General features: G+C 68.9%; 22 protein-coding genes. 16 read left to right on the top strand and 6 right to left on the bottom strand.

Features of this window, described 5'->3' with window-relative positions; translation table 11 throughout:
• Nucleotides 1-26 precede the first annotated feature (26 nt).
• From ACQBAT_RS07485 to ACQBAT_RS07495, 3 genes are read right to left on the bottom strand one after another with little or no spacing between them, the layout of a single operon-like run.
• On the bottom strand, nt 27-2,408 hold the full coding sequence (locus tag ACQBAT_RS07485; RefSeq protein ID WP_427001107.1) for a heavy metal translocating P-type ATPase: 2,382 nt from the start codon (nt 2,406-2,408) through the stop codon (nt 27-29).
• Entirely contained in the window at nt 2,398-3,384 is a 987-nt protein-coding gene (locus ACQBAT_RS07490; protein WP_427197758.1) for a heavy-metal-associated domain-containing protein, read from the bottom strand. The genes ACQBAT_RS07485 and ACQBAT_RS07490 overlap by 11 nt, the downstream gene beginning before the upstream one ends.
• Before the next feature lie 2 nt (nt 3,385-3,386).
• The gene (locus ACQBAT_RS07495; RefSeq protein WP_420748377.1) at nt 3,387-3,599 is read right to left on the bottom strand and encodes a heavy-metal-associated domain-containing protein; all 213 of its coding nucleotides are present in this window, start codon (nt 3,597-3,599) and stop codon (nt 3,387-3,389) included.
• Nucleotides 3,600-3,724: 125 nt separating this feature from the next.
• On the opposite strand from ACQBAT_RS07495, the gene ACQBAT_RS07500 reads away from it, so the two are divergent.
• Nucleotides 3,725-4,519, top strand: coding sequence for a DNA-binding response regulator (locus ACQBAT_RS07500; protein WP_420748376.1), 795 nt, complete (start codon nt 3,725-3,727; stop codon nt 4,517-4,519).
• 49 nt (nt 4,520-4,568) lie between these two features.
• On the opposite strand, the gene ACQBAT_RS07505 is transcribed toward ACQBAT_RS07500, so the two are convergent.
• Entirely contained in the window at nt 4,569-5,057 is a 489-nt protein-coding gene (locus tag ACQBAT_RS07505) for an NUDIX hydrolase (RefSeq protein ID WP_420748375.1), read from the bottom strand.
• A 136-nt stretch (nt 5,058-5,193) separates the two neighbouring features.
• Between ACQBAT_RS07505 and thrS the strand changes: the two genes are divergently transcribed.
• Nucleotides 5,194-7,188 carry a threonine--tRNA ligase gene (gene thrS / locus ACQBAT_RS07510; protein ID WP_420748374.1) on the top strand — a complete coding sequence of 665 codons (1,995 nt, stop codon included), beginning with the start codon at nt 5,194-5,196 and terminating at the stop codon, nt 7,186-7,188.
• Nucleotides 7,185-7,652: a hypothetical protein gene (locus ACQBAT_RS07515; RefSeq protein ID WP_420748373.1), complete on the top strand. Its 468-nt coding sequence runs from the start codon at nt 7,185-7,187 to the stop codon at nt 7,650-7,652. The genes thrS and ACQBAT_RS07515 overlap by 4 nt, the downstream gene beginning before the upstream one ends.
• A gap of 28 nt (nt 7,653-7,680) precedes the next feature.
• On the opposite strand, the gene ACQBAT_RS07520 is transcribed toward ACQBAT_RS07515, so the two are convergent.
• Nucleotides 7,681-7,947 carry a hypothetical protein gene (locus ACQBAT_RS07520; protein ID WP_420748372.1) on the bottom strand — a complete coding sequence of 89 codons (267 nt, stop codon included), beginning with the start codon at nt 7,945-7,947 and terminating at the stop codon, nt 7,681-7,683.
• A 163-nt stretch (nt 7,948-8,110) separates the two neighbouring features.
• Nucleotides 8,111-8,602 carry a nitroreductase/quinone reductase family protein gene (locus ACQBAT_RS07525; RefSeq protein WP_420748371.1) on the bottom strand — a complete coding sequence of 164 codons (492 nt, stop codon included), beginning with the start codon at nt 8,600-8,602 and terminating at the stop codon, nt 8,111-8,113.
• Nucleotides 8,603-8,641: 39 nt separating this feature from the next.
• Here ACQBAT_RS07525 and ACQBAT_RS07530 point away from each other — a divergent pair, with 39 nt between their 5' ends.
• The 13 genes from ACQBAT_RS07530 (at nt 8,642) to ACQBAT_RS07590 (ending at nt 21,054) form a co-directional block, all read left to right on the top strand.
• The gene (locus tag ACQBAT_RS07530; protein ID WP_420748370.1) at nt 8,642-9,196 is read left to right on the top strand and encodes an HIT family protein; all 555 of its coding nucleotides are present in this window, start codon (nt 8,642-8,644) and stop codon (nt 9,194-9,196) included.
• Between the two features lie 143 nt (nt 9,197-9,339).
• Nucleotides 9,340-10,239: a pyridoxal 5'-phosphate synthase lyase subunit PdxS gene (gene pdxS / locus ACQBAT_RS07535; protein WP_420748369.1), complete on the top strand. Its 900-nt coding sequence runs from the start codon at nt 9,340-9,342 to the stop codon at nt 10,237-10,239.
• On the top strand, nt 10,236-10,373 hold the full coding sequence (locus tag ACQBAT_RS07540; RefSeq protein ID WP_420748368.1) for a hypothetical protein: 138 nt from the start codon (nt 10,236-10,238) through the stop codon (nt 10,371-10,373). The genes pdxS and ACQBAT_RS07540 overlap by 4 nt, the downstream gene beginning before the upstream one ends.
• Nucleotides 10,363-10,974 (top strand): pyridoxal 5'-phosphate synthase glutaminase subunit PdxT, encoded by a 612-nt coding sequence (gene pdxT / locus ACQBAT_RS07545; protein WP_420748367.1) that lies wholly within the window; start codon nt 10,363-10,365, stop codon nt 10,972-10,974. Before ACQBAT_RS07540 ends, pdxT begins: the two co-directional genes overlap by 11 nt.
• Nucleotides 10,975-11,068: 94 nt before the next feature.
• Entirely contained in the window at nt 11,069-11,836 is a 768-nt protein-coding gene (locus tag ACQBAT_RS07550) for a YebC/PmpR family DNA-binding transcriptional regulator (protein WP_420748366.1), read from the top strand.
• Between the two features lie 157 nt (nt 11,837-11,993).
• The gene (gene ruvC / locus ACQBAT_RS07555) at nt 11,994-12,662 is read left to right on the top strand and encodes a crossover junction endodeoxyribonuclease RuvC (RefSeq protein ID WP_420748365.1); all 669 of its coding nucleotides are present in this window, start codon (nt 11,994-11,996) and stop codon (nt 12,660-12,662) included.
• Nucleotides 12,659-13,267 carry a Holliday junction branch migration protein RuvA gene (gene ruvA, locus ACQBAT_RS07560; protein WP_420748364.1) on the top strand — a complete coding sequence of 203 codons (609 nt, stop codon included), beginning with the start codon at nt 12,659-12,661 and terminating at the stop codon, nt 13,265-13,267. Before ruvC ends, ruvA begins: the two co-directional genes overlap by 4 nt.
• Nucleotides 13,264-14,466, top strand: a complete 1,203-nt coding sequence (ruvB, locus tag ACQBAT_RS07565; protein ID WP_420748363.1) for a Holliday junction branch migration DNA helicase RuvB — start codon at nt 13,264-13,266, stop codon at nt 14,464-14,466. The genes ruvA and ruvB overlap by 4 nt, the downstream gene beginning before the upstream one ends.
• A 131-nt stretch (nt 14,467-14,597) precedes the next feature.
• Nucleotides 14,598-14,939, top strand: coding sequence for a preprotein translocase subunit YajC (yajC, locus tag ACQBAT_RS07570; protein WP_427001099.1), 342 nt, complete (start codon nt 14,598-14,600; stop codon nt 14,937-14,939).
• Entirely contained in the window at nt 14,939-16,939 is a 2,001-nt protein-coding gene (gene secD, locus ACQBAT_RS07575) for a protein translocase subunit SecD (protein ID WP_420748361.1), read from the top strand. Before yajC ends, secD begins: the two co-directional genes overlap by 1 nt.
• Nucleotides 16,939-18,147: a protein translocase subunit SecF gene (secF, locus tag ACQBAT_RS07580; RefSeq protein ID WP_420748360.1), complete on the top strand. Its 1,209-nt coding sequence runs from the start codon at nt 16,939-16,941 to the stop codon at nt 18,145-18,147. The genes secD and secF overlap by 1 nt, the downstream gene beginning before the upstream one ends.
• Before the next feature lie 3 nt (nt 18,148-18,150).
• A complete protein-coding gene (locus ACQBAT_RS07585) occupies nt 18,151-18,672 on the top strand; it encodes an adenine phosphoribosyltransferase (protein WP_420748359.1) in 522 nt (173 codons plus the stop codon).
• Nucleotides 18,673-18,714: 42 nt separating this feature from the next.
• Nucleotides 18,715-21,054, top strand: a complete 2,340-nt coding sequence (locus ACQBAT_RS07590) for a RelA/SpoT family protein (RefSeq protein WP_420748358.1) — start codon at nt 18,715-18,717, stop codon at nt 21,052-21,054.
• Nucleotides 21,055-21,079 lie beyond the last annotated feature (25 nt).

Raw genomic sequence — 21,079 nt, forward strand, 5'->3', positions numbered from 1 at the left:
CCGGCGTCGACCTCCGGTCGAGGTGTTCAGGTCTGGACCGGCTCCTTCGTCTGGTTCTGGGTGTCGGTGGGGTTGGTCAAGTCCGTGCCAGAGGGGTCGGCGTGGTAAGCGCGGCCGGTTTGGTCATCGGCCTTGGCCTTAAATCTGCGCAGCCGCAGGCTGTTGGCCACCACGGACACGCTGGAGAAGGCCATGGCAGCGCCGGCGAGCATCGGGTTGAGCAGCCCGAACGCGGCGATCGGGATCGCGGTCGTGTTGTAGCCGAAGGCCCAGAACAGGTTCTGCTTGATGGTGCGCAGGGTCTTGCGAGACAGCCGGATCGCATCGGCGGCGGCGCGCAGGTCTCCGCGGACCAGTGTGATGTCGGCGGCCTCGATAGCGACGTCGGTGCCGGTGCCCATCGCCAGCCCGAGGTCGGCCTGGGCCAGGGCGGGGGCGTCGTTCACGCCGTCACCAACCATCGCCACGACCTTGCCCTGGTCTTGGAGGCGGGCAACGACGTCGACCTTTTCCTTGGGGAGCACCTCGGCGATGACCTCGGTGATGCCAACCTCGGCCGCGACCTGCTCGGCCACGGTCTGGTTGTCACCGGTCAACAGCACCGGTGTCAGGCCCAGTTCCTTGAACTGGGCGATCGCCTGCGCACTGGTGGGCTTGATCTGGTCAGAGACCACCAGCACACCGCGGGCCTGGCCGTCCCAGCCGACAGCGATAGCGGTCTTGCCCTCAGACTCGGCGGTCTGCTTCGCGGCCTTGAGGTCCTCATCCAGGCGCATGGACCAGTCGGCCAGTAGTGCCTCGCGCCCCGCCACGACGGCATGTCCGTCGACCACACCCTGGACGCCCTTGCCTTCGATGTTCTCGAACGACTCCGGGGCGGGCAGCTCGCCGACCTGCGCGGTGGCTCCAGCGGAGATGGCCTGGGCGATGGGGTGCTCGGAGTAGTCCTCCAGCCCTCCGGCCAGGCGAAGCAGCTGGTCCCGGCCCACGCCGCCCGCGGTGGTGACGTCGGTGAGGGTCATCTTGCCGGTAGTGACGGTGCCGGTCTTGTCCAACACGATTGTGTCGACCCGCTTGGTCGACTCAAGGACCTCTGGGCCCTTGATGAGCACGCCCATCTGTGCGCCGCGGCCGGTGCCGACCAGCAACGCGGTCGGGGTCGCCAGACCGAGGGCGCAGGGGCAGGCGATGATCAGCACAGCGACGGTGGCGGTGAACGCGGCGCTGACCGGGAACCCAGCCCCGAGCCACGCACCGAGCGCGGCGACGGCGACGGCGATCGCGACGGGCACGAAGACCGAGGAGACCCGGTCGGCCAGGCGCTGGATCTCGGCCTTGCCGGACTGGGCGTCTTCGACCATCTTGGCCATCTGCGCCAGCTGGGTGTCCGAACCGATGCGGGTGGCCTTGACGACCAGGCGTCCACCGGCATTCACCGTGGCACCGGTGACGTTGTCGCCCTCCGCGACCTCGACCGGCACCGATTCGCCCGTGAGCATCGAGGCGTCGATGGCAGAGCTGCCGGAGGTGATGGTCCCGTCAGTGGCGATCTTCTCACCAGGCCGGACCACGAACTCATCCCCGACCGTCAGCTCCTCGATGGAGACGCGCTCCTCGATCTTCTTACCATCGGGGCCATCCCGGAGTATGGAAACCTCTTTCGCCCCGAGTTCCAGGAGGGCGCGCAGCGCGGCGCCGGCTTGGCGTTTGGAGCGCTTCTCGAAGTAGCGGCCCAGCAGGATGAAGGTGATGACCCCGGCGCCGACCTCCAGGTAGATGTGTCCCAGGCCATCGGAGCGGGAGATGGTGAACTCGAACGGGTGAACCACCCCGGGCTGACCGGCGGTGCCGAAGAATAGGGCGATGATCGACCAGATCAACGCCGAGGTGGTGCCGACCGAGATCAGGGTGTCCATGGTGGCGGCGCCGTGCTTGAGGTTGGCCCAGGCGGCCTTGTGGAACGGCCAGCCGGCCCACACGACCACCGGCGCGGCCAGCACCAGGGAGGCGAACCCCCAGTAGTCGAACTGCAGCGCGGGGATCATCGCCATCGCGATGACCGGCACCGACAGCAGCGCTGCACCGATCAGGCGTTGCTTGAGCACCCGGATCTCGGCGTCCTCACCCGACTCATCCTCGGCCGAGTCACTGGGCTTATCGCCCTTAGGGATCGGGAGCTTGGCGGTGTAGCCGGTCTTCTCCACCTCCGAGATCAGCAGCTGGGTGTCATAGCCCTCTGGGGCAGTGACGCTGGCCTTCTCGGTGGCGTAGTTCACCGAGGCGTTAATGCCCTCGAGCTTGTTGAGCTTCTTCTCGATCCGGTTCGCGCACGAGGCACAGGTCATGCCACCGATGCTCAGCTCGACTCCGGTCAGATTCACGTCGGTCTTGACGTTCTCAGTGGTCATCGCCGGTTCCTTCCTCGTGGTCGTCTTGGTCGTGCTCGTCTCCAGTGCTCGGACCGTCACCGTCGTTTCCGGCGGTGTCGATGACCAGCGGGGCGGTATACACCTGCCCCTCGACCTGGAAGTCCAGGTACAGCAGGTAGCGGCCCGGCGTGGGGGCGGTGGCCTCGAAGACGATCTCCGGGCCGGATGTCTGGCCGGCCCGCGGCGTGTCGCCGTGGGGGTGGACGTGCAGGTAGGCCAGATCCCCATCGCGCAGCGCGACCAGGTGCCCGAATGCCCCCAGGTACGGCTCCAGCGTCGTGACTGGCTGCCCGTCGCGGGTGATCGTGAACGTCAGCTCGGACGCCGAACCGGCCACCAGGTCGCCCTCGACGACCACGTCGAATCCCTCGACCGTTGTCTGCGCGGCCTGCGCGACCGGTGCCGGCTCGTAGTCGCCGGTCACCTGCACCGTGGTCGACAGGGTCAGGCCCTCACCGTTGTCGGTGGGCACGAAGTCGGCGAAGACCCGGTAGGTGCCGGCCGCCTCCCACTGCCACGGGATCGACCACAGGCCGTCCTGGTTCCGTTCGGGGTGGACGTGGGCGAAGTGCTGCCCGTCGGCGCGGACGACGATCAGGTGCATCTCTTGCTCGTGGTCGAGTTCGAAGTCGGTGACTTGGTTCCCTTCGGGATCGGTCACTGCGAACGCCAACTCGCCCTCGCCGCCCGTTCCGGTGGGAGCATTTACGCTGGTGAGTTGGTACCCGCCGGTGGCCAGGCCGAGACCCAGAGATGACGTTTCGGCCTCGTGACCCTCATGCCCTCCGCTGTTCATGTCTTCCTCTCCGTGTCCGGACCCGTGGCCTTCGGGTGTCTCTTCGGCCCAGGCCTGCACGGTGTCCTCGGAGATCACCGCGTTGGCGGTGAATCCGGCCGCGGCGAACACGGCGACGAGGAGCAGCCCGTACAGGGCGAGGCGTGCAGGCGCTCTCACAGTCAGCTCCTGACGGCGGTGTAACCGGCCTCGTCGACCGCCGCGATCACTGCCGCGTCCTGCGGCGGCTGCTCACTGGTGACCGCCAGCCGCCCGGTCTGGGCGCTGACCTCGACGCCGGTGACTCCGTCAATTTGAGAGACCTCTTCGCGGATCGCCCCTTCGCAGTGCCCGCACGTCATCCCGGTCACCTGGTAATCGGTCGTGGTTGCCATGACCCTTAACTCCTTCTTTCGTGTACGACTTATTTAGAAACTATACCCATAGGGGGTATGGGTGAACCTGACGTGCTCTGACGGCTGTCATCTGCGCGGTCTTCGGATTGGCCGGTGGGGCGAAGGTGGCGCAGCCCGGTGGCGGCGATGACCGCAGCGAGGGCGGCGACAGCTGCGGAGACGATGGCGGCGGTGTTCAGCCCACCGGTGAAGGCCTCCTGTGCGGCGGTGATGAGCTGCTCACCGAGCGGGCCGTGGACCTCATTCGCCGACAGCATGGCGCCGTCAACACTGTCGGAGGCTTCGGCCGTCGCTTCTGGGCTCAATCCCTCCGGCAGGGTCGCCTCGGGCTCCAGGTGGATGTCACGGTGCACGACACCTTCTCCCAGGACTATGCCGACGATGCATCGGTGGAGGCGACACTGCAGGACCCCCGCTCGGGCCGGGTGATCATCTACTGCTGGAATGTGGCGCCCGAGCTGGTCTCGGGAGCCCTGGACAAGGGCTGCCGGGGCTATGTCGACGAAGGGGCGACGGCCGAGGAGTTGGTGCTGGCCATCGAGCGCGTGGCGGCGGGAGAGATCGTCCGACCCCGGGACGGTGACACAACGGGGCCGGATCTCGACTCGGGGCCGCAGGACGATATGCCGGGGTCGATCGACAGCGACGGGTCCGCGGGATCTGACTATCCGGGGCAGGGAGCGGGCCTGTCGGTGCGGGAAGCCGAGATGATCGCGCTCATCACCGAGGGCCTGACGAACGAGAACATCGCCCAGCGGTGCTATCTGTCGCCCAACACGGTCAAGAGCTACATCCGGACCGCGTACCAGAAGGTCGGGGTCACCCGCCGGAGCGAGGCGGTGCGGTGGGGGATGGAGAACGGCATGCTGCGGCCGGGGCAGCACGGCGCCAGCGGCTGAGGGTTCTCCGGCGAAGGACCCCGGCGTCAGCCCGCCTCGACGCCGCGCGTCAGCCCGCCGCGACCCGCTGCGGCACCTCGGTCAGTGCGCGCTCGACCCACAGGGCAACCTCGTCCGTGAGCGGTAGTTCAGCCAAGGCCGCCCGGTCAACCCACCGCATACCACCCTCACCACCGAGCTCGGGCAGCCCCGCTCGGTCGGTGACGGGCACCGCGAAGTACACGAGGTCGATGTGCTGGTGCTCGGGGGAGATGTCCTCGAGCTGGATCCCTTCCGGGCGGACCAGCTGGCGGGGTGCGTCGGGCGCCTCGTGCTCGATGCCGGTCCCGCCGACCAGCCGGACCTCGATCCCGGCCTCCTCCAGCGTCTCCCGAAGCGCCGCCTGGTCCGGCAGTTCCCCGGGATCGATGTGTCCGCCAGGGGGCAACCACAGGCCGGTGCGCCGGTGCAGGTGGAGCAGCACGTGCGCGTCAGCCACGACGAAGACGGCAACGGTGAAGTGGTAGGACTCCGGCGGATAACGCACGTCAGCGACCATCGCGCCACGATAACGGCCAGACCAACCGCGCAGGTATGCCGTGTCGGTGGCGGTAGGGTTGGTGGACCGGCGAGACCGCCGGTTTCGTGCGTCCACCAGGCACGCCCGTCGTCGACCCAGCCAAGGAGCAGCCAGAGTGTCCAGCCAGATCACCGTCCACATCGCCGGGAGCGAGCGAACGGTCGAGCAGGGCACTACCGCGGCGGACCTCTTCGCCGACGACAGGCAGGTCGTCGTCGCCCGCGTGGGCGACGAGCTGCGCGACCTCGCCCACGTGCTCGAGGACGGGGACGTGGTCGAGCCGGTGCTCGTCAGCGAGCCCGACGGCCTCGACGTGCTGCGACACTCCTGCGCCCACGTCCTGGCCCAGGCCGTCCAGGACGCCTTCCCGGACGCCAAGCTCGGCATCGGGCCGCCCATCCGCGACGGCTTCTACTACGACTTCGACGTCGAGACCCCCTTCACCCCCGAGGACCTCAAGGCCCTCGAGAAGTCGATGCAGAAGATCATCAACTCCGGGCAGACCTTCCTCCGCCGCGAGGTCAGCGACGAGGAGGCCCAGCGTGAGTTGGCCGGTGAGCCCTACAAGCTCGAGCTCATCGGCCTCAAGGGAGGCTCGGCAGAGGACGCCGCCGAAGGCGCCTCCGTCGAGGTCGGCGGTTCTCAACTGACGATCTACGACAACCTCGACCGTAAGGGCGAGGTGGTCTGGGGCGATCTGTGCCGCGGCCCGCACGTGCCCACCACCAAGCTCATCGCCAACGGCTTCAAGCTGATGCGCAGCGCCGCTGCCTACTGGCGCGGCAGCGAGAAGAACCCGCAGCTGCAGCGCATCTACGGCACCGCCTGGCCTACCAAGCCCGAGCTCACGGCATACCTGGACCGTCTCGCCGAGGCCGAGAAGCGGGACCATCGCCGTCTCGGCACCGAGATGGACCTCTACTCCTTCCCCGAGGAGCTGGGGGCCGGCCTGCCGGTCTTCCATCCCAAGGGCGGCGTGCTCAAGCGGGTCATGGAGGACTACTCGCGCAAGCGGCACATCGAGGAAGGTTTCGACTACGTCGGGACACCGCACGTGTCCAAGGAAGGCCTGTTCCACACCTCGGGACACCTGCCCTACTACGAGGACACGATGTTCCCCGCCATGGATGAGGACGGGCAGCGCTACTTCCTCAAGGCGATGAACTGCCCCATGCACAACCTCATCTACCGCTCGCGGCAGCGCTCCTACCGGGAGCTGCCGCTGCGGCTGTTCGAGCTGGGCCACTGCTACCGCTACGAGAAGTCCGGCGTCGTGCACGGACTGACGCGCGTGCGCGGTCTGGAGATGGACGACTCGCACTCCTATGTCACCAAGGAGGGCGCGGCCGAGGAGATCAAGCACCTGCTCGGCTTCGTGCTCTCGCTGCTGCGGGACTTCGGCCTGGAGGACTTCTACCTCGAGCTGTCCACCCGCGACGAGGACGGTGACAAGAAGGACAAGTTCATCGGCAGCGACGAGCAGTGGGCCGAGGCGACTGCCGTCCTGGAGCAGTGCGCGATCGAGACCGGCCTGGAGCTGGTCCCCGACCCAGGCGGCGCGGCCTTCTACGGCCCGAAGATCTCGGTCCAGGCGCGCGATGCGATCGGCCGCACCTGGCAGATGTCGACGGTGCAGTTGGACTTCAACCAGCCCGAGCGCTTCGGGCTGGAGTACCAGGCCGCCGATGGCAGCCGCCAGCAGCCGGTGATGATCCACTCGGCGAAGTTCGGCTCGATCGAGCGCTTCCTGGGCGTCCTCGTCGAGCACTACGCCGGCCAGTTCCCGCCGTGGCTCGCCCCGGTCCAGGTGCTCGGCGTCCCGGTCGCCGAGGACTTCGACGACTACCTCAAGGACGTGGCCGCCCAGTTGCGCGCCGAGGGCATCCGGGTCGAGCTGGACCTGTCCGATGACCGGTTCCCCAAGAAGATCCGCAACGCATCCAAGTCCAAGGCGCCGTTCATCCTGATCGTCGGCGGCGAGGACCGGGATGCTGGCGCGGTCTCCTTCCGCTATCGCGACGGCTCGCAGAAGAACGGGGTCCCGGTCGCCGAGGCGATCGCCGAGATCACCGCGGCGGTGCGCGACCGGGTCCAGGTCACGGGCGCGTGAGCACGTCCCTGGGTGAGGCGGCCTCGGCGGTTCGCGTGCGCCGTCTCACCCAGGAGGAAACCTTCCTGCTGGCGGCGCTCCATCTCCAGGCGCTCCGACGTGACGGGCTACGGCCCGACAATCACGTGCAGGACTTCGGGCAGGCCTGGCACGAGCGCGCCGAGGACCTGCCCGCGTGGGTCGCGGAAGCGGACGACGAGCATGTCGGTATGGCGATCTGCCAGCTCCCGCTCCTCCCGCACCTGGGCAGCGGCTCACCCGAGCTGGTCGCGCTGGCGTGCCTCGGTGGCGATCACGAGGCGGTGGCCCTCGCGCTCGTGCGAGCGGTCGTCACCTGGGGTGGGCGCGAGGGCTTCGCGAGCGTCGAGGTGGCACCCAGCATCGACCTCCCGGCCTCGGTCCTGGATGCCGCTCGGGCCGATGTGTTGAGCCAGCGCCGCGTGAGCCTGCCGACGCGTCCGTGAGGTGACGACCCGGTGACGGGCGTGGGACTCAGAAGCCCACGCCCGTGAGCAGCATGAAGAACAGCGCCACGGTGAGCACCCCGAAGAGGAGAGCGGCGACGGCAAAGCCGATCAGCATGCCGACCCCGAAGGTCCGGCTGCGCGGATGCGCCAGGATCATGATCGGGGTGACGATCGCGAGCAGGACGATGGGGAAACTCACCATGGGCACGCCGGCGAGGACATCCAGCGTCAGCCAGCCCACGCCAAAGGGGACCACCAGACCAAAGACGGCGCCGAACACGATTCCGGCCACCCGAGCACGCCGCGACGGTGGCCGCCTGCCCTGGGATGAGGGGGTCGGTGGAAAGTAGGCCGGCTCTCCGGTCGGTGGGGGCATGCTGGAGATCGGCTGCGCCCGCGAGGCACCCTCGTCAGGTGCCCGCCAGGGGTTCTCGTCCCGGCTCATCCGGGCTCGCTCAGGTGGTAGGAGGCTCGAGCAGGAAGACAGGGATCTGGCGGTCGGTCTTCTCCTGATAGTCGGCATAGGACGGGAACGCCGCCACCGACCGCTCCCACCACGCGTCACGCTCGGGGCCGTCCTCCAGGAGCCGAACCCTCCGCAGGTGCTGCTCGGCACCGTCCTGGACCAGCACCTCGCCACCCTTGATCAGGTTGTGGAACCACGCCGGGTGATCCGGAGCACCGCCCTTGCTCGCGACTGCGGCATACGTCCCCTCGTGCTCCACCCGCATGAGCGGGACGCGGCGCAGCATGGCCGAGCGGGCACCGCGCATGGTCACCACCATGACCGGCCGGCCCTGGATGTCGACGGCGCCGGTGTCACCGGCCGCGTCGATCGCCGCGAGCTGGTTGGCCACCCAGCCAGACTTCTCGGACAGGTATGACGCGGGGTCGGCGGCCGCGACCTCGTCGCGGAGGGGACGGGGAGACTTCGGCGTGCTCGTCATACCGGAGGCAACCGCGAGCGGCTGCGTAGGATTCCCGTCATGACGTCCGGACCCATGACGGTGCCCAACGCCGACGACCTGCCCGGCGCCGCGGACGGCTTCGAGCGATTGTGGACGCCGCACCGGATGGCCTACGTCACGGGGGAGCGGCCCAGCTCCTCGGCCGGGGAGGGCTGCCCCTTCTGCGATGCACCGGGAAAGGACGACGCTGAGGGCCTGATCGTGCATCGGGGCGAGCACTGCTACGTGGTCCTCAACCTCTTCCCCTACAACCCGGGTCACCTGCTCATCTGCCCCTACCGCCACGTCTCGCTCTATGTGGACCTGAGCGAGGAGGAGACCGCCGAGTTCACCCAGCTCACCAAGGACGCCATCGGTGCGATCACGGCCGCGAGCTCGCCGGCCGGCTACAACATCGGGATGAACCAGGGCGAGGTCGCCGGTGCCGGGGTGGCCGCCCACCTGCACCAGCATGTGGTGCCGCGGTGGTTGGGGGATGCCAACTTCCTGCCGATCGTCGGTCAGACCAAGGCTGTGCCCCAGCTGCTGGAGGACGTCCGGGCCCGGCTCGTGGAGCACTGGCCGGGCGACTGAGGAGCCGTTCTCCCCAGCCGGAATCGCCGTGTGCCGGACCCAGTGTCAGCCGCACGGCCGCGAGGCCGCACACTAGTTGCCAGACACTGCAGGCGCGCCGACGCGCGACGCCGACCACACCGCATACCGAAGAAGCGAGCACGATGAGCGACAGCACGTCCCAGACCACCGGCACTACCCGCGTCAAGCGCGGCATGGCCGACATGCTGAAGGGCGGCGTCATCATGGACGTCGTCACCCCCGAGCAGGCGAAGATCGCCGAGGACGCCGGCGCCGTCGCGGTGATGGCGCTTGAGCGGGTGCCGGCGGACATCCGCGCCCAGGGCGGCGTCTCGCGGATGAGCGACCCGGACATGATCGACGGCATCATCGAGGCCGTCTCGATCCCGGTGATGGCCAAGGCCCGGATCGGCCACTTCGTGGAGGCCCAGGTGCTGCAGAGCCTGGGAGTGGACTACATCGACGAGTCCGAGGTGCTCACACCGGCGGACTACACCAACCACATCGACAAGTGGGCCTTCACCGTGCCCTTCGTCTGCGGCGCCACCAACCTGGGTGAGGCGCTGCGCCGGATCACCGAGGGCGCGGCGATGATCCGTTCCAAGGGCGAGGCTGGCACCGGCGATGTCTCCAACGCGACCACCCACATGCGCACCCTGCGCGCCGAGATCAACCGGCTGCGGTCGATGGAGGCGGACGAGCTCTACGTCGCAGCCAAGGAGTTGCAGGCCCCCTACGAGCTGGTCAAGGAGGTGGCTGAGGCCGGCAAGCTGCCGGTGGTGCTGTTCACCGCAGGCGGCATCGCCACCCCGGCCGACGCGGCCATGATGATGCAGCTCGGCGCCGAGGGCGTCTTCGTCGGGTCGGGCATCTTCAAGTCCGGCAACCCGGCCGAGCGAGCCGCCGCCATCGTCAAGGCCACCACCTTCCACGACGACCCCGACACCATCGCCGAGGTGTCCCGCGGCCTGGGCGAAGCCATGGTCGGCATCAACGTCGACGACATCCCGGTGCCGCACCGGCTTGCCGAGCGCGGCTGGTGAGCGCCACGGGGGCCGTCGCTGCTGCCCGCGCCGCCGAACAGGCAGCCCGGGCGGCAGGCTCTCCCCAGGAGCGCATCAGCAGCGACGCTTTCGTCTACCAGCTCGTGGAGTCCGGAGCTCGGCTTGAGTCCTGACAGCGCGGCGGTGGTGATAGGTGTCCTCGCCGTCCAGGGTGATGTGCGCGAGCACGTGGCGGCCTTGGAGTCGGCCGGGGCACAGGCTCGTCCGGTGCGTCGGCCCGGCGAGCTGGACGGGCTCGGGGGACTGGTGATCCCGGGTGGGGAGTCCACGACGATCGACCGGCTGTCCCGGATCTTCGGACTGCACGAGCCGATCCGGGCGCTGATCGCTGACGGGTTCCCGGTCTACGGCTCCTGCGCCGGAATGATCCAGCTGGCCGAGGAGATCCTTGACGGCCACCGCGAGCAGCAGACCTTCGGCGGCATCGACATGACCGTCCGGCGCAACGCCTTCGGCCGCCAGGTCGACTCCTTCGAGGCCGATCTGCGCCTGGATGCGGTGTCCGCGCCGGATCGGCCGGTCCGGGCCGTCTTCATCCGCGCGCCCTGGGTGGAGCGGGTCGGTCCGGACGTCGAGATCCTGGCTGCGGTGGAAGGTCACCCGGTCGCGGTGCGGCAGGGCAACCTGCTCGCCACCAGCTTCCACCCTGAGGTCACCGGGGATCACCGAGTCCACGAGCTGTTCGTCAGGATCTGCAGTTCGGCCCGCGCCTGACCTGGCTCGCTGTCGTCCACGTCCTGACCCGCGCTGCACGACCGTTAGGCTAGGTCGTCGGACTTTCGTACGGTCGAGGAATGAGGACGCGTTCATGAGTGGTCACTCCAAGTGGGCGACGACGAAGCACAAGAAGGCTGCGATCGACGCCAAGCGCGGCAAGCTGTTCGCCAAGCTGATCAAGAACATCGAGGTCGCCGCGCGGACCGGTGGCGGTGACCCCGCGGGCAACCCGACGCTCTTCGACGCGATCCAGAAGGCCAAGAAGACCTCAGTCCCCAACGACAACATCGACCGCGCCGTCAAGCGTGGGTCGGGCGCGGAAGCCGGTGGCGCCAACTACGAGGCGCTCGTCTACGAGGGCTATGCCCCCGGCGGCGTCGCGCTCTACATCGAGTGCCTGACCGACAACAAGAACCGCGCCGTGATGGAGGTCCGCACCGCGCTGTCCCGCAATGGCGGCTCGATGGCCGACAGCGGCTCGGTCGCCTACCTGTTCAACCGCAAGGGCCAGGTCGTGGTGCCCAAGGCGCAGGCCGAGGGGGAGACCACCGAGGATGCCCTGCTCGAGGTGGTGCTCGAGGCGGGCGCCGAAGAGGTCGACGACCTGGGCGACTCCTTCGAGATCCTCTCCGAGGCCACCGACTTCGTCGCGGTCCGCCAGGCGGTCCAGGCCGCCGGGATGGACTACGACTCGGCCGAGGTCACCTTCGTGCCGAGCATGGAGGTCCCGCTCGATGCCGACGGCGCGCGCAAGGTGATGCGCGTCGTGGACGCGCTCGAGGACTGCGATGACGTCCAGAACGTCTACTCCAATGCCGATATCTCCGATGAGGTCCTCGCCGAGCTCGACGAGGACTGATCACCGCAGCTGCCCGAATCGGCGGCCTGGGCGGCCCTCGAGGCTGGGCGAAGCGATTGATCCCGCTGTCCCGTATGGCGTGTCGCACCCGCCCGCTGTCGGTGCCACCGCGTAGCCTGGCTTGCGAACATCTGTCCACACGTCAGGGAGGTCCACCGTGCGCGTGCTCGGCGTGGACCCCGGCCTCACTCGCTGCGGGTTGGGCGTGGTCGAGGGGCGGCCTGGCCGACAGCTGACGATGGTGGCGGTCGGGGTGGTGAAGACACCCCCTGGTGATGATCCCCAGGAGCGCCTGCTGTCGGTGCAGACCGAGATCGACCAGTGGATCGCGGACTGGGAGCCGGACGCGATCGCCGTCGAGCGGGTCTTCGCCAAGGCCAACATCAAGGGGATCATGGGCACCGCGCAGGCCTCGGCCATCCCGATGCTCGCGGCAGCCCGGCTCGGCCTCCCACTCGGGCTGCACACGCCCTCGGAGATCAAGGCCGCCGTGACCGGCAACGGTCGCGCCGACAAGGCCCAGGTCACCCACATGGTCACCCGCATCCTCAAACTTACGACCGCGCCCAAGCCTGCAGATGCCGCTGACGCTCTGGCTTTGGCAATCTGTCATCTGTGGCGGGGCGCCGATGCAGGGCTGCTCGCGGGAACCAGTGGCGGATCCAACCGCCTCCAGGACGCCGAGCGGGAGGCTGCGCAGGCCGCCCCGAATCGACTCGCCGCCCTGCACGCCCAGCACCGCACCGCGGCCCGCAGCGCCCGCAGCACCGCCGCGCGCGCCGCCGGCTCACGTTCCACGATCTCGACCAGAAGGGTTGTCCCGTGATCGCATCCGTCCGAGGACCGGTCCGTCATGTCGGGCTCGACAACGTGGTCGTGGAAGTGGGCGGCGTGGGTCTGCTCGTGCACACCACCCCGGCCACCGCGGCGGAGTGCCGCACCGGCCAGGAAGCCATCCTGGAGACCACGCTGGTGGTGCGCGAGGAGTCGCTGACGCTCTACGGATTCAGCGGCGTGGACGCCAAGGCGCTCTTCGAGCAGGTCCAGACGGTCTCCGGCGTGGGGCCCCGGCTCGCGCTGGCGATGCTCTCGGTGCACACCCCCGACGCGGTGCGGGCAGCGATCGCCCAGTCCGACCTGACCGCGCTGACCAAGGTCCCGGGCATCGGCAAAAAGTCTGCGGAACGCCTCGTGCTTGAGCTCAAGGACAAGATCCTGGCCGTGGGGGTCGACCCTGCCGATCTGGCAATCCAGCCTGCCGGAGCAGGGGCCGACAATGCTGTCCACGCCCAGGTGCGCACCGCCCTCGAAGGATTGGGGTGGTCGGCCAAGCAGGCCTCCGACGCCGTCCAGCGCGTGACCGACGGTGTCGCGGCACCGACCGAGGTGTCGGCGATCCTCCGGGCCGCGCTGCGGGAGCTGGGCCGATGAGCGGTCGGGGCGAAACGCCATACGAGGACGGGTCGTCCGAGATCGAGTTCGGCGCGGGGGAGGACCCGGGCGTCGGCCGGATCGTTGACCCTGGCGGCACCGACGAGGAGCGGCGCGTCGAGGCCGCTCTGCGTCCTCGCAAGCTCGCCGACTTCCCTGGACAGGGACGGGTCCGCGACCAGCTCGGCCTGGTGCTGGAGGCCGCGCGGCGCCGCGGCGCGCCACCGGACCACGTGCTGCTCTCGGGCCCTCCCGGGCTCGGGAAGACCACCCTGGCGATGATCATCGCCGGGGAGCTGGAGCAACCGATCCGGATCACCAGCGGACCCGCCATCCAGCACGCCGGCGACCTGGCCGCCGTCCTGTCCTCCCTGGTCGAGGGCGAGGTGCTCTTCCTGGACGAGATCCACCGGATGTCCCGGCCCGCCGAGGAGATGCTCTATCTGGCGATGGAGGACTTCCGGGTCGATGTCATCGTCGGCAAGGGACCGGGGGCCACCGCGATCCCGCTGGAGCTGCCGCCCTTCACGGTGGTCGGTGCCACCACCCGGGCGGGTCTGCTGCCGGCTCCACTGCGGGACCGCTTCGGCTTCACCGGTCATCTCGACTTCTACGCCACCGAGGATCTGGTGACGATCCTCACCCGCAACGCCACGCTGCTGGGGATCGAGGCGGATGAAGAGGGGATCACCCAGATCGCCTCCCGCTCTCGCGGCACCCCCCGCATCGCCAACCGGCTGCTGCGCCGCGTGCGGGATTGGGCCCAGGTGCACGGCGAGGGGCACGTCGACGAGGCGGCATCCCGGGCCGCCCTCGACCTTTTCGACGTGGACGCCCTCGGGCTCGACCGCCTGGACCGAGCCGTCCTGGAAGCGCTGTGCACGCGCTTCGGCGGCGGCCCGGTCGGCCTGTCCACGCTGGCCGTCGCCGTGGGGGAGGAGCCGGACACGGTCGAGACGGTCGCCGAGCCGTATCTGGTCCGCGAGGGCTTCATGGTCCGCACCCCCCGTGGCCGAGCCGCTAGCCCCGCGGCGTGGGAGCACCTGGGCCTGACGCCGCCACGGGACGCGGGTGCCCCAGGCCACAGCAGCTCGGGAGCGGTCGAGCGGGCACGGTCGGGCGCCGGCTGGGGGCCTGCGGACAGTGAGGGCCAGGGGGAGCTGCCCCTGTCCGGCGACTCGCCCGGGCGCTTCGGCTGAGCCTCTTTGGTAGCCCCAGCCGCCTCACCTAGACTGCCCCGGGTGCTCGGTCCGCCACGGACAGAGCACCGGTGACCGGGCCCAGCGCCCGGGTCGCCACACGACGCAACTGATCAAAGGGTTCCCTACTCATGACGCCTATGGCTGCTGCGGCCTCCACCGGGGGCGGCTCGCTGAGCATCCTCATCCTCGCGCTGCCCGTGGTGGTGCTGATCTGGCTGATGGTGATGCAGCGTCGTCGGCAGCGGTCGGTCAACCAGGCGCAGTCCGAGCTGACCATCGGCGATGAGGTGATGGCGGCCGCCGGTCTCTACGGCACCGTCACGGGCCTGGACGGGGATGTGGTCCTCCTGGAGATCGCTCCCGGCGTGGTGGTCCGCGTGAACCGCCGAGCCATCGTCCCGCCCTCCCAGATCAAGCGCGATCAGGGTGAGCGACCCACCGACACCCACGGCACGGGGGAGAACGCCTGATGTCCACCTCCATCCCCGGGCGCCGTCAGGAAGAGGACCTTCCCGGCCTGTCCCGCGACTCTGGTCGACGCCAGCGAGGCTCCAGCCAGCGTCAGCGCACCAAGAAGGTCTCCTCGCGCCGCGCGCGGATGAAGGGACCGGCCCGCACCCTGCTGGCCCTGCTCGTCCTGACCCTCGCTCTCTTCGGCGGACTGGGTGCGGCGCACCTGTTCGCCGACCCCAAGGCCGAGCTGACCCCCCAGCTGGGTCTGGACCTCGCGGGTGGGCGCCAGGTGGTGCTCGCCCCTAAGACCGAGGGCGGCCAGGCGATCAACCCGGCCAACCTGGATCAGGCGATCGACATCATCCGCCGCCGTGTCGACGGCACCGGCACCGCCGAGGCCGAGGTCAGCCGCCTGGGCAACAACGTCCAGGTCGCCATCCCCGGCAACCCGACGCCCGCCCAGCTCGAGGCGCTGAGCCGCTCCTCGCAGATGAACTTCCGCCCGGTCCTGATCGCGATGCCGATCGGGATCGAGGACCCGCAGGCGCCGCCCCGCGAACTCCCGCTGCCCTCGGAGCAGCTGCGCGACCAAGTCGAGCAGATGCAGGGACCCCCGGCCGGCATCGAGGACGGCGTCACCGACAGCACCACCGGTGACGGCGCGACGGACACCGAGAGCGACGTGCCCTCCGTCGATGAGGCGGAGCAGACCGATGAGAACCGCGGCGGGGAGCGCCTGCCGATGACCTCCACCGCGGGTCCGGACGACGCCGAGCAGACCACCGCCCCCGGTGAGGAAGCCCCGGCCCCGGTCGTCACCGACCCCTCGAGCCTGGACCAAATCACCCCCGAGCTTCAGCAGGAGTTCTTCGAGGCGGACTGCTCACCCGGGCCCGCCGGCGAGGCGATCGCCGAGGCGGCGTCCAACGCGCCGTCCGGCCAGCCCCTCGTGGCCTGCAACGAGGAAGGCACCGAGAAGTACATCCTCGGTCCGGTCGAGCTCAGCGGATCCAACCTCACCGACGCCAATGCTGGCCTGCAGCAGTTGCAGCAGGGTGTGGTCACCGGTGCGTGGGAGGTCATCCTCAACTTCGACACCGAGGGTGGTCAGCGCTTCGATGAGATCACCCGCCGCCTGATGGGCTACCCCCAGGGCGCCGCACAGAACCGCTTCGCGATGGTCCTCGACGGCGCCGTCATCTCCGCCCCGACGGTCAACAGCGTGATCAGCAACGGCGTGGCCACCATCAGCGGTAGCTTCGACTCCGAGTCGGCAGAGACCCTGGCCAACCAGCTCAAGTTCGGTGCGCTGCCGATGAGCTTCGACGTGCAGACCTCCGAGCAGATCAGCCCGACGCTGGGTGGCACCCAGCTGCGCTGGGGGCTGATCGCCGGCGCGATCGGCCTGCTGCTGGTCTTCATCTTCATGCTGATCCAGTACCACGCCCTCGGCTTCGTAGCGATCGGCTCGCTGATCGTGGCCGCGCTGCTGACCTATGGCGCGGTGACGCTGCTGGGCTGGGCCACCAACTTCCGCCTCACGATGGCCGGGGTGACCGGTCTGATCGTGGCGATCGGTATCACCGCAGACAGTTTCATCGTCTACTTCGAACGCATCCGCGATGAAGTGCGAGCGGGCAGACCCCTGCGGTATGCCGTCGACACCGGGTGGGACCGGGCGCGCCGCACGATCATCATCTCGGACGTGGTCAACCTGATCGCGGCTGGCGTTCTGTACTACCTGTCGGAGTCCTCGGTAAAGGCCTTCGCCTTCACTCTCGGCCTGACCACAATCCTGGACCTGGTCATCGTCATCATGTTCACCCACCCCGTGGTGAGCATCCTGGCCAACACCACGTTCTTCGGTGAGGGCCGCAAGTGGTCCGGCATGGAGCCCGAGCGCCTGGGTGCCAAGCGCTCGACCTACCTGGGCCGCGGCCAGGTCCGCGAGCCGGCCGTGATCACCCCCGGGCGCCGACGGCATACCCGCGAGGAACTGGAAGGCGGTGTGGTCTGATGTCGCGCTTCAGCCAGTTCGGCAACGATCTCTACTCGGGCAAGCGATCCTTCAGAGTCGTCCAGCGCCGACGCTTCTGGTACACCGTCTCGGCGATCCTGGTCGCCATCTCGCTGATCGGCCTCTTCGGTCGAGGACTCAACTTCGGCATCGAGTTCAGCGGCGGCACCGAGCTCCGGGTCTCCGATGTCACCAACCTCGAGGACTACGAGCAGCGGGCCAACACCGCGGTCAACGACAATGTCGACACCCAGACGACCACGGTCACCCGCATCGGCGACACCACCGTCCGGATCCAGACCGGTGACATGACCGCTCAGGAGGCCGAGGAGATCCGTGCTGACCTGGCCACCGAGTTCGACGTCCCGGTCGAGTCGGTCACCAGCTCGCTGGTCGGTCCCTCCTGGGGCCAGTCGGTCACCCAGCGCGCGATGATCGCCCTGGTGGTCTTCCTGGTGCTGGTGACCATCGTGCTCAGCTTCTACTTCCGGACCTGGAAGATGGCTGTCGCGGCGCTGATCGCGCTCGTGCACGACGTCCTGTTCACCCTGGGTGTCTACGCCCTGCTCGGCATCGAGGTCTCCCCGGCCTCGGTGATCGGCTTCCTGACCATCCTTGGCTACTCGATCTACGACACCATCGTCGTCTTCGACAAGGTGCGTGAGAACACTGAGCACGCGATGGACACCGAGACGATGACCTATCCCGAGGCGGCCAACCTCGCGGTGAACCAGACCTTCGTCCGCTCGATCAACACCTCGATCGTGGCGCTGCTGCCGGTCGGTGCGATCTTGATCGTGGGGCTGACCCTGATCGGTCCCGGCACCCTGGTCGACCTGGCCTGGGCGCTGTTCATTGGCGTCGCGGTCGGCACCTTCTCCTCGATCTTCATCGCTACCCCGATCCTGGCGCACCTGCGCCAGGGCGAGCCGGAGATCCGCAAGCACGACGCGAAGGTGCTCAAGCGGCGAGCCCGCGGTGAGGCCCGCGCGGAGCGGCAGCAGGCGGCCCAGGCCGACCTGGAGGAACTGCAGGCCGGTGCCACCGAGGCTGGCGAGGCGAGCCCGGGGGATGACGGTCAGCTGCAGCCCGCGGCGAGTGGGGCCAGCGCGACCCCGCCCGCATCGGCTCACGTCCAGGGGCGGCAGTTGCACCCCTACGCCCAGCGCGGCCCCCGCAACCAGCCGCGCCGCAAGAAGAGGAGCTGACGGATGGACCTTGCGGACGACGTGCTCGCTGGGATGCGGGACATCCCGGACTTCCCGATCAACGGCGTGGTCTTCAAGGACTTCACCCCGATCCTGCTCGACCCCCAGCTGCGGGCCCGGATCGTGGCTGACGCCGTGGAACGCTACCGCGGCCAGGTCGACGTGGTCGCCGGGATCGAGGCGCGTGGCTTCATCATCGGCGCGATGATCGCCCACGATCTCGGGGTCGGCTTCGTGCCGGTCCGCAAGGAGGGCAAGCTGCCCTCGGCCGTGCACAGCGTGTCCTACGCCCTGGAGTACGGCACTGCGACCCTGGAGATCCACCAGGACGCCGTCTCCAACGGGGAGCGGGTGCTCGTCGTGGACGACGTCCTGGCCACCGGCGGCACGCTGGCTGCGACCTGCGAGCTCGTCGAGAGCTGTGGGGCCAGCGTGGCCGCGATCGAATTGATCCTGGAGATCGGTGAGTTGGGCGGTCGGGACAAGCTTGGCGGCTACCAGGTGCACTCGCTCGTCACGATCTGACCGGCGGTCAGAGCCTGCTGATCAGGCAACTATCATCGGTCCATGACCGACGGTGCCACCACGTCAGGACCGCCCCAGCGGGTAGGCGGTGGCCTGCGCCCGCGGTGGACCCGTCTCGGCAGCCGGACCACGAGCAGCACCCCGGCCCTGGAGCCCCTGCTCCGCTCGGTGCGGGCCACGCACCCCAAGGCTGACCTGGCGCTGATCGAGCGGGCCTACGCGGTCGCCGAGGAGGCGCACAAGGGTCAACGCCGCAAGAGCGGCGACGCCTACATCACCCACCCTTTGGCGGTGGCGACGATCCTGGCCGAGCTGGGGATGACCCCCTCGACCATCGCGGCGGCGCTCCTGCACGACACGGTGGAGGACACGACATACAGCCTCGAGCAGCTCCGCAAGGAGTTCGGCGAGGAGATCGCCATGCTGGTCGACGGCGTCACCAAGCTGGACAAGATGACCTACGGCGACGCCGCCCAGGCAGAGACCGTCCGCAAGATGGTCGTGGCGATGGCCCGCGACATCCGGGTGCTGGTCATCAAGCTCGCCGACCGGCTGCACAACGCCCGCACCTGGCGCTACGTCTCCGCCGAGTCCGCCGCGCGCAAGGCCTCGGAGACCCTCGAGATCTATGCTCCCCTCGCGCACCGGCTGGGGATGAACACGATCAAGTGGGAGCTGGAGGACCTCTCCTTCGCCCAGCTCTACCCCAAGGTCTACGACGAGATCGTCCGGATGGTCGCCCAGCGGGCCCCTGCCCGGGAGGAGCTGCTGGCCACGATCCGGGGGGAGATCAACGACGAGCTCAAGGCCAGCAGGATCCGCGCCACTGTCACCGGCCGACCCAAGCACTACTACTCGGTCTACCAGAAGATGATCGTGCGCGGGCACGACTTCGACAAGATCTACGATCTCGTCGCGGTGCGGGTGCTGGTGGAGTCGATCCAGGACTGCTACGCGGTGCTCGGCGCCCTGCACAACCGGTGGAACCCGGTGCCGGGGCGGTTCAAGGACTACATCGCGATGCCGAAGTTCAACATGTACCAGTCGCTGCACACCACGGTGATCGGTCCGCAAGGCAAGCCGGTGGAGATCCAGATCCGCACCCACCAGATGCACCGCCGCGCCGAGTACGGCGTCGCCGCCCACTGGAAGTACAAGGAGCAGAGCCCCGACGGCACCAAGGCCGGAGCGGGCTCCGACGGTGCCCCTGGCGCGCTCGAGGGCATGCAGTGGCTGCGCCACCTCATCGACTGGCAGCAGGAGACGGCCGACCCCTCGGAGTTCCTGGACTCGCTGCGCTATGAGATGGGCTCGGGAGAGGTCTACGTCTTCACCCCCGGCGGGGACGTGATGGCGCTGCCCTCCGCCGCGACCCCCGTCGACTTCGCCTATGCCGTGCACACCGAGGTCGGCCACAAGTGCGTCGGCGGCCGCGTCAACGGCAAGCTCGTGCCGCTGGACTCCGAGCTGTCCAACGGCGATGTGGTCGAGATCATCACGAGCAAGGCCGAGGATGCGGGTCCCTCCCGCGACTGGCTGAGCTTCGTCAAGAGCGCCCGCGCCCGCAACAAGATCCGCCAGTGGTTCACCCGTGAGCGCCGCGAGGAGATGGTCGAGTCCGGCAAGGACCAGATCGCCAAGGTGCTGCGCAAGCAGAACGCGCCGCTGCAGCGGCTGATGTCCCACGACACCCTGACCGCCGTCGCGGAGTCGCTGGGCTACAAGGGGATCGAGGGCCTCTTCGCCGCGGTCGGCGAGGGCCATGTCTCACCCCAGCACGTCGTCAGCCAACTCGTCTCCACGGCCGGTGGGGATGACGGTGCCGAGGAGGACCTCGCCGAGGCCACCCGCCCCAGCCGCGGTCGCGTCCAGCAGACCGACCCGGGCGTCACCGTGGTCGGCGCCGACGATGTCTGGGTCAAGTTGGCCAAGTGCTGCACGCCGGTGCCGGGCGACCCGATCCTGGGCTTCGTCACCCACGGACGTGGCGTCTCGGTGCACCGGACCGACTGCACCAACGCTGAGCAGTTGCAGCGGCACCCCGAGCGGATCATCCCGGTGGCCTGGGCGCCCACCGCCAGCTCACTCTTCCTGGTCAACCTGCAGGTCGAGGCGCTGGACCGCCCGCGCCTGCTGTCCGACATCACCCGGGTGCTCTCGGACCAGCACGTCAACATCCTGTCCGCCTCGGTGCAGACCAGCCGGGACCGGGTGGCGCTGTCCAAGTTCACCTTCGAGATGGCCGATCCCTCGCACCTGGAGTCGGTGATCCGCGCCGTGCGTGGGGTCCCAGCCGTGCTGGATGCCTACCGTGTCACCGGGACCACGACGACCGACCCGCACCGCCGCGCGCGTGAGGACGAGCAGGACAAGACCGCCTGAGGGGCGCCAGCACCTCCGAGCGGGT

It is taken from the genome of Ornithinimicrobium pulveris (genome assembly GCF_050261105.1).
Lineage (GTDB): Bacteria > Actinomycetota > Actinomycetes > Actinomycetales > Dermatophilaceae > Ornithinicoccus.